The organism is Acidovorax delafieldii 2AN, assembly GCF_000175235.1.
In the GTDB taxonomy this organism is placed as follows: Bacteria; Pseudomonadota; Gammaproteobacteria; order Burkholderiales; family Burkholderiaceae_C; genus Acidovorax; species Acidovorax delafieldii_B.
In genome coordinates this window covers 23,093-31,613 of the sequence record NZ_ACQT01000025.1, presented here as the reverse complement: position 1 = coordinate 31,613, position 8,521 = coordinate 23,093, and the positions used below count along the sequence as shown (strand labels likewise).

The following is an 8,521-nucleotide window of genomic DNA, read 5'->3' as shown; positions in this document are numbered from 1 at the left end:
TATGTACAGTCTTTGGAATTCCCCGCTACCTGTGCCGTACGACACGGCGGCGCAGTCGCTGGTCTTGCCTCTCTGCGGGGTGAGCGTGCGCGCGGGGTTTCCATCGCCAGCTGACGACTTCGTGGTGGAGCGGCTGGACATCATGCAGCTGCTGGTGAAGCATCCCCAGGCCACCTATTTCTGGCGCGTGCGTGGCGACTCGATGAGGGACGCGGGCATTGAGGACGGCAGCATCATCGCAGTGGACCGGGCGATCAAGCCCAAGCACAACAGCATCGTCGTGGCCATTGTGGACGGCGAATGCACCGTGAAGTATCTGCACCAGCGTGCCGGCCGGATCAAGCTGCGCGCGGCCAACCCAACCTATCCCGACATCATCCCCCGCGACAGCCAGACCATTGAGGTGTGGGGGGTGGTGAGTGGGTGCGTGAAACGTGCTGCAAGGTGAGCTGGATCTGGAGGATGAAGACCACCGGGACCGCACCCGACTGATGGTGGCGCTGGATGCGCTCAACCAGCGCTATGGCAAGGGCACCGTGCATTCAGGTGCCACGGGCGGCACCAACAGGGGCAAGGACTGGGGGATGAAGCAGGAGAGGCGCACGCCGCAGTACACGACCCGGTGGGAGGATGTGCCGGTGGCAAGGGCCTAAGCGTGAGGGAGCTCCCGCGCTCGAGTCGGCTCTGCAGCGATTGCCGCTGCTCGTAGCCGCAACGCTGCCTAACGGTCACCGTCCCATACCGGCCATCCGAGCATTGACGCGGGGGACAGCCCAATGACGGGTTTCAGGTGTGCAGCGGACAGCGACCATCAAGTGCAGGCAGATAGGTCACTGGATGTCTGCTGTCAGGTAGTGTGAACAGGAGCTTGCGACCCATTGCTGCCGTTCAAGCTTCGATGACCAATGCTTGCCATGCAGCACTTACGGCAGGCCATGGATGCCACGATGACCTACACAGTTTGTGTCGGATAGCGGTCTGCGTAGAGATAGCACGGCGGTCTCTCTGTAAATAGATTCCGTGTATGTATATGTGACACGCTGTAAAAACGAAGCCCTTCTATCGTGCCGATTGCAAGCGTAGCGCACAAATACCTAGCCCGGAACTCACCTCTGAACCCATCTATTCCTTAGCGCTGAATGGGCCGTTGATGCGCCAATCTAACCGGCTTTTCGAACAGTTCCGTTAGACGTTGCTCGGTAGCAGACCCCCCCCTCGAACATTGATGCGGCTGCCGTTTGCTTGAGGTTTCGCGGCAAGCAATTCTTTTAGCCTTTTTTCGTGCGCCTTAATTATTGGCAACTTTGAAAAATCCTTGTTTGTTCGGCTTTCCAGCTCAATTGCAATTGACAATTGAAGAGGAAGCTTGCTTGTCGGGTAGGTTTTGACTAGAAATTCAAATCCGGATGGATCGTCAAGCTGCGCGGCAAAACATGCAGCGAAGAAGAGCGCGTAAACCTTATCTTCAAAGTCGATATTTTGGGCTTCAATCTCTAGGATAACACCGTTTATAGCTGGTTTAAGATAATCATAGTTGTAGCAATACCTAATCACTCTCTGAAAGAACCAGAGAAGATGCATTTCGGAAAGCTCAACCAGCTTGCTCTTCGTTTTGTTTTGACTGATGTCGCGATAAAGTTTTGCAGCCTCAATAAAGAGTCTTGGCAAATTACTCTGAACAATAGCATATTCCGTCTGATAACCTGCAAGAGCATAATCCGGCAAAGCCAATATCTTCAACCAACTCTCGGTTTCGTCTTGCGGCTGGTGACTGAATAGATCCTGAAGAAGTTCCGGGCAGTCGCCCTTAATTCCGATGTAAAAAAAGTAGCTCTCTACCCAATACGCTTTGAATGCCATTTCACGCGTAATCAGTTCTGCTTTGGTAGAGGCAGCCTTCGCGTAAAGATACTCGCCAAAAGAGCGATGCCGGAACGACAGTTTCCGATCATCTTCGTCGACCGTGAAAATTCCGGATTTTACAAATACTCGCTCCTCAAGCTTCTCGAGATCAACTCCTGTATTACGCTTGCCATGCCATTCCCGAAGCATAGATTGAGCCTCATCAAAACTCATCCAAATCAGTTGATTTGAGACGATGTATTCGGACAGCATCAATGCTATGCGCTCTGCTGCTGCATACTCTTTCTCCGGGGCTCGACCTTTCTGCACATCCCATCTTCCAAGCATGTACTCAACGGATTTTGCATACAATTCCGTTAGGTTGGATGGCAAATCATTTTGATTTTGCGAGATTAAACTAGAAAGCAGGGCGGCCGCTATAGGGCTTTGCGGAAGTTGTTTGAAAAGATCTGAGCGCTGCAGATCTTCATAAATCTTCTTTGGCACGGAGATAGCTTGGCAGGCCTTCTCAACAAATTGCACAATTTTTGGAACACTCAGGGGGCGCACCAAGAACCTTTTGGCTCCGCTGAAAATGTCAACATCTTCGTCAAGGACATGCAGCGGGCGAGTTGTGAGAATGAGGTGAACCTTATCATTTGCCCTTGCTTCGGCAACAATTCCTCTAACAAAGTCCTTCCAATCCCCGTTTACCGCGGCTTCGTCGATTCCATCAAGAGCAATTAGAATTTTGAAGTGATCATCATTGAGCTCATTGATTACTTGTCCTATCTCGCCATCTATCAACCTCGCCAGCGAAAGATTATTCTCTTTAAACTTGCGAAAAGACATATGAACAGGAATAACGCGATGCTCGTTAAATCGCTCGGTTGCCGAAAAGAACTGGGTAAGTTTACGGAGAATCTTCGACTTTCCAAACCCCATGTCCGCCTGCAGTATAGAAACGTGCGTTTTAAGCACCTCTTCTGTGATATTTACCAAACGAGGCTTCTGGGCTTTAGTGATTTTTTTCTGATACTTAACCCTTTCAATCTCCTGGATATCAGGCTCAATATAGAAACCATCACAAGCAATACTTCCAACCCCTCCCGACTCTTTTTCAAGCAAATCCATTCTTCTGCCTAGAGTATCTAGGTAGACGCCAAGATGAGAGGGTACTTGATGCCAAAAAAATTCAGCGTGTTTATCAACGAGCTGAGTTAGTTTAAATCCATCGATAAATTCAATACGCTGCTTTGTGTACTGATCAAAAATCTTATCTTTTGCATTACTGCTGATTGTCGAAGTATTGACAACCCAAACCTCAGATAATCGCTCTTTTCGTTTTCCACCATCTAAGAGACGCGGAAGTGCGCATTCTTCTATTTGGCGATTTATATCGGTTATGTCATTGGTGATTTTTCCTTTCTTTACTACAACCCCAATGTAGGAGAATGTCCCCAAAGCTGGATCGAATCTTGTAAGAACAAAGTCCGCTCCTTTCTCTTGAGTCCCATGCGTATACTCAACGCCTTTAATATTCTCCAATTTTCCTAGCACCGATTTCAATAATGGGTGCAGATCTTGAACCTCTGCACCTATATCTTCAATCATTTGTTGTTTGGCTTTGAAGTCCATTTGAATTAATCGGTGAATAATGACTGGTAGATTGAGGCGGAGCCGCCTTCAGGCGGCTCACACTTCATCGGAAGTAACCATTATGTACTTGTGCGAGCAACGCGCACAGGGGAATCGAAAACTAAGGCGCGACACTAATGGGTCACTCTGGGACGTCTAGAAAAGGTTAGGTGGCGCTTGCGCGCTCTGGATCTCCCAACTTTTAGGCTGGCTTTGTGCGCATAGTGCCAACCCACGCTGAGTAAAGCGTCGCTTAGCTGTCACATCACGCTCGAACGACCGTTCTGGCTGGCTAAAGCAGTAGCTTGCGACCTTGACACAAGCATGATTAGTTTAGGCATTGGCAGACATTCCGGCTCAGATCCGACTGCCTGACTCCACAGCTTGGAACAGGTTGCTAAGAAAATGTGCTGGCCGGCTGCTTCTGGCCGCAAGTGTGAAGCCCTGCATGGCCTCGAGAGCTAACTTGTGGAGACTGCAACGGGGAGATGCGTGACGTTTGCGGGTCCCCGGAGCAGGCGCCCTGCGCGATGTCTCGGAGCCACCGCATGCGGGCCGACAGTTTGTGCCAGACGCCCGCCGTGACGCGTGGCACGTCCATGGGCGGCGTTGCCCCACCGCTCAAGCCTTCACTTCGACCTGTTCGAAGCCGCCGAAGATCATGCGTTTGCCGTCGAAGGGCATGGGTGGGTTGCCGGGTGCGGACGGATCCATGCGCGGGTCTTCCATCATCTTCTTCATGGCTGCGTCGCGAGTGGCCTTGTCCGGCCATTCGACCCACGCAAATGCCACCGTCTCCTCGGCCGTTGCCTGCACTGCGCGGCGGAAATCCGTGACTTTTCCGTCGGGGACGTCGTCACCCCATCCTTCGATCACACGGATTGCGCCCAGCTCGATGAATATTGGGTCGAGGTGGCGCGCGTGCTGGATGAACTTCTGCTTGTTGGCGGTGGGCACCGCGATCACGAAACCATCGATGTATGACATGTCTTCACTCCTGTGACGTTGAGCGGTTGGCGCGCCCGCCTGAGGGCATCTCGTATCCCATCGACGAACGACGACAAGCCAAATCGACATTGCGTGCCTTGCAGGAGGGTATGCGCCCTATGGCGGCGCTGAAGCGGCGCCGCTGCAGAACGCCCGCCGGGTAGGCCGCCGCGGCTACCGCAGCGTAGACGCCTTGGCCTCGCAGGTCGCACTGGAGCAACCCGAGCACTGCCTTTCAACAATGTCCGCTCCTGGCCGAAAGTATCAGTTTGGCCCAGCGCCACATTGCGGCCGTTGAGGACGGCCACCCTGCCGCAGCTTCCAGGGTGGCCGCCAGCGACAACTTCAAATCTCCGTCTGTTCTGAGATCTCAAGGGCATCGTCTACTTCGATACCCAGGTACCTCACTGTTGACTCCAACTTCGAGTGGCCGAGCAACAACTGGACAGCGCGCAGGTTCTTTGTGCGGCGGTAGATCAGTGTCGCCTTTGTCCTGCGCATCGAGTGCGTCCCGTACTCCATGCGGTCCAGGCCTAGCTCGTCAACCCAGTGACCGAGGATTCGGGCGTACTGCCGTGTTCCCAGATGTGGCGATTCGTGCAGCCTGCTTGGAAACAGGAAGTCCTCTGATTTCAGCCCAGCCAGCTTGATCCAGGCTTGCAAGGCGTCACGGGCAGCCTGCGTGATCTCGAACTGCACTGGACGCTGAGTCTTGTGCTGCATGACAACCGCGCGCGATGCCACCTGGTCGCCGTGGCATACATCCCGAACCTTGAGGGCGACGAGGTCGCATCCTCGCAGCTTGCTATCGATGCCCAAGTTGAAGAGAGCAAGCTCGCGCACCCGGCCTTCCATCTGAAGCCTTACGCGCAGCGCCCAGATATCCTTCAGCTTGAACGGAGCCTTCTGCCCGACGATCTTGCCCTTGTTCCACGGCTCGCGATGAGCGGTATTACCTGTGGATGCCATGATGGTCTCCCATCGAGTTGAGGGGCACACAGGATGCGCTGGCTTCGACTCGCCAGAGCGACTAGTGATGCTCGGCTGCCACAGCCCTATGACTGTCAGCTTCCTGGCATAGCCATGAACTCAACATCTCGGCTATAAGCTGACTTTCGAAGTACCGGGACGGCCGCCCGCTTCAGGCCGGGAGCGGAAGTTCACCAGCGACTGTTCCCATGACCGAGCGGAGCGCCCAACGTCTAGTTTCCACCGCTGGCTTTGGCTGCCTCTCGACGACGTCGAATCACCTTGATGATCGCGTCCTTCACATCATTTGCTCGATGCTGGTCCAGCACAGAGATCGCACCGACGAGCATTGACAAGGCACCACCGCGCGCTTCAAGGCGCTCGGCCAGCGCCCGCCGCTCGATCTGACCAACTTCGTTCAGCTTGAGGCTACGAATTGTCCGTCTGCCTTCCGGAGACTGACCTTCGAAAACCCAACCACGCGCAACCAATATGTGCTGTGAGTAATTGTGGAAGTGGGGATTGACCCAGCTGAAATTAGCCGGAATCGCCGGGAAGGCATCGCAAGAGTTGAGCGCAACGCTGAGCACAGGACAACGAATCAGCACTGGACCGACGAAGTTTCTCGTCATGAACCTGTATCTGCGGTCCCAAGTCGAGAAATATGCATTCTTCCGGATATTGCAGGTCCCACAAGACAGCGCAAGGTTCCTAATCTCGTACGCGAACCGAGGAAACGTCGCCTTGTCCACGAAATGCTCAAGGTGAGTCGCGTAGTCGTCATAGAGATGACGTCGGCAGAAGCAGCAGCGTCCTAGCTGCACCGTCCTGAGCGCAAGCTTCAGCCCGCCACGGAACGCGATCGCGACGTTTGCTCTGGACTCCCATGTAAGGCCTATCAACGCAGCGGCCGTCGTTCCGGCAGGATAGCCGGGGGTCGGAGCGATTTTTTCGAATCCGATGTTCACCGCTGAGGACCTTCGTCCAAGAGTGCATCAATGACATCGACCATTGGGTCGTGCGGAGTGAGCGCGTCACGGATCGACCTAAGCTCCGGCATCAATCCTTGGAACTCTGCATTCTCGAAGTCTCCTCGCTCGATCAACGACACGGCTCGCTGTAGGGTGTCCACGACGACCTTGTTCCGGCTGGAGCCGATGCCAAACTGAGAAAGAAGCAGCTCGTCAGAGGAAGCACCGTAGGACGCCACGCTGGTCTGAGGCGCATCGCTACTCATGTCAACAATAGAACTGCCTTCCGGAGCGGCTCCAACGATGAGCGGCGAGTGCGTGCATACGATGAGATGTCCTTCCGTCTTCATCGCCCCCGCACACACGTCGAAGACCGTCGCCATCAGGTCCCGCTGCCACTGCGGATGGAGGTTGTTCTCGGGCTCGTCTATCAGCAGGACGGCCTTGTCCTCAAGGCCGAAGCCGATTGCCAGGATGGTGGAGAACATGTGGTACTCGCCCGAACTCAACTCCATCGCCGAGAAGTCGGCATCGCCTCCTGCCGATTTCACGGTTACATCCACTAAGCGCACGAGATCGGTGAGCAATCCCAGGCGCAGCACGTTGGGCTCGATGCCTTGGCAGTGAGCCCCCGTCTCGTCGAGCGTGACCGCCACACGACGCTTCCCTTTATTCACGAAGAATTGCAGTGCCAAAAACTCGTCATAGCTGAATTCCTGCAGGAGCCACTGAGCTGTGGCGTAGGAAATATGCGGGCGATCTGCAGCTGGCTTACGATTGCCGTCGGACTCAGGTCGCACACCTTGCACGATGCCAAGCAAGTCACTCATCGGGGCTCGCGCCTTCTTTGCCGATTCACGCTGGGCCTCTAAGGTGTACTTCCCAGATGGTCGAATTCCCGCGTGCCGATGTGCGGCGCCAAAGAAATCCCATCTGCAACGCTCTGCTTTCGTGGGATCGAGCGCAAAAGCGAGCATGGTCTCCAGAGGTGCCTTCTTGCTAAGCAGGTTGCTGATAACTCGTTGCCCAACGTAGGTGTAGTTGGGGACGTCGAATGGACTACGAGTGCCACCAGGCAATTCCTTCTGAGGAAACCGGTCGGCCACAGAACCCGATACACAAAGAACTTGATCACGGCCCGGGTTCTGTACAGACGAAGCTTCGTGACGATCAATGCGTCCGACCACCGCCAATCCTGAGACGATCTCCTTCAGCAGCGTGCTCTTGTGTGAGCCGTTGCGGCCTGTAATAAACGTCGTCGCAAAGGTGTTTGCCCTGGGCGAGTCTGTCTCGAGCAACAAGTCAACTGACCTGAATTGCTTGTCCCAAGTATGAAATCGTGCGGAGTGAATTACCGCCATACTGCCTGCTCCCTGTTTTTCCAAGTATGCCGCGCGCACGTCGGAGGATGCGATCAGACACTCAGCCCTTGGCAGGGAATCTGAGACGCTAACCGGCCTCGCAATATGAGGGCACCGCCGTAGCGAACTGGAGACCAGGTGACAGAGGAGCTCTTGGGCAGCCGGTAGCAAAGCTGAACGGCCGTGTTCGGCCATCAAATTGAGCCATGCATAGAACCGCTCCCGCGGCATCCCGGCCATTCATGGCGCCGGGGCGACTGGCTGCTGAGGGTCGGCAGCGCCACCTCAACACGTGCAAAAGCAGTCACTCGGCTTGAGTAAGCCTGCAGTGACAGCTTTGAGGTGTAGGGCGGACCTGCAAGGAAGACTCCATTCAATGACAGCTTTGGGTGGGAGCAGTCATTGACCATGCTGAGTTGGCCGACAGCATTCAGCCTGATTCGGGCTTTGACTTGACTCGGGTAGAACCAATGCATGGCAGCCCCCTACATGCCTGCCTGATACGTGCCAGTCGAGTGCGCCCAATCTCATAGGCAATTGAACGGATTTGTGGCAAGTTTGCCGGGCTCAATGATCAGCCAAGCCCCCTACCACCTGAAGATGGCAGTACGAACAGCATGCGACCTAGCGCACTTCTGTTCTGCAAGGTAGCTTTGTGGGGATCTGATGTTTGTCGGCGGGGGAGTCGCTCCTACGCCGAGCAACTCAGATTGGCACGGGGCCCTGGTCCGGTCGGTCATGTAGATGTGGCGC

At 54.7% G+C, this 8,521-nt stretch carries 7 protein-coding genes; 2 read left to right on the top strand and 5 right to left on the bottom strand.

Annotated features, from left to right (window positions below):
- The first annotated feature begins 1 nt into the window (after nt 1).
- Together ACDELDRAFT_RS06280 and ACDELDRAFT_RS06275 are read left to right on the top strand one after the other, a co-directional pair.
- A complete protein-coding gene (locus tag ACDELDRAFT_RS06280; RefSeq protein ID WP_005794644.1) occupies nt 2–448 on the top strand; it encodes a LexA family protein in 447 nt (148 codons plus the stop codon).
- Nucleotides 435–653: a DUF4113 domain-containing protein gene (locus ACDELDRAFT_RS06275; RefSeq protein ID WP_005794643.1), complete on the top strand. Its 219-nt coding sequence runs from the start codon at nt 435–437 to the stop codon at nt 651–653. Before ACDELDRAFT_RS06280 ends, ACDELDRAFT_RS06275 begins: the two co-directional genes overlap by 14 nt.
- 532 nt (nt 654–1,185) lie before the next feature.
- Here ACDELDRAFT_RS06275 and ACDELDRAFT_RS06270 read toward each other — a convergent pair.
- From ACDELDRAFT_RS06270 to ACDELDRAFT_RS23585, 5 genes are all read right to left on the bottom strand, one after another.
- Nucleotides 1,186–3,480, bottom strand: a complete 2,295-nt coding sequence (locus ACDELDRAFT_RS06270; protein ID WP_005794641.1) for an NACHT domain-containing protein — start codon at nt 3,478–3,480, stop codon at nt 1,186–1,188.
- 621 nt (nt 3,481–4,101) lie between these two features.
- A complete protein-coding gene (locus ACDELDRAFT_RS06265; protein ID WP_005794639.1) occupies nt 4,102–4,467 on the bottom strand; it encodes a DUF1428 domain-containing protein in 366 nt (121 codons plus the stop codon).
- A 345-nt stretch (nt 4,468–4,812) separates the two neighbouring features.
- Complete coding sequence (locus tag ACDELDRAFT_RS06260) at nt 4,813–5,436, bottom strand: tyrosine-type recombinase/integrase (protein ID WP_005794637.1); 624 nt, start codon at nt 5,434–5,436, stop codon at nt 4,813–4,815.
- A gap of 233 nt (nt 5,437–5,669) precedes the next feature.
- Entirely contained in the window at nt 5,670–6,404 is a 735-nt protein-coding gene (locus ACDELDRAFT_RS06255; RefSeq protein ID WP_005794635.1) for a hypothetical protein, read from the bottom strand.
- On the bottom strand, nt 6,401–7,768 hold the full coding sequence (locus ACDELDRAFT_RS23585; protein WP_005794633.1) for an ATP-binding protein: 1,368 nt from the start codon (nt 7,766–7,768) through the stop codon (nt 6,401–6,403). Before ACDELDRAFT_RS23585 ends, ACDELDRAFT_RS06255 begins: the two co-directional genes overlap by 4 nt.
- Nucleotides 7,769–8,521 lie beyond the last annotated feature (753 nt).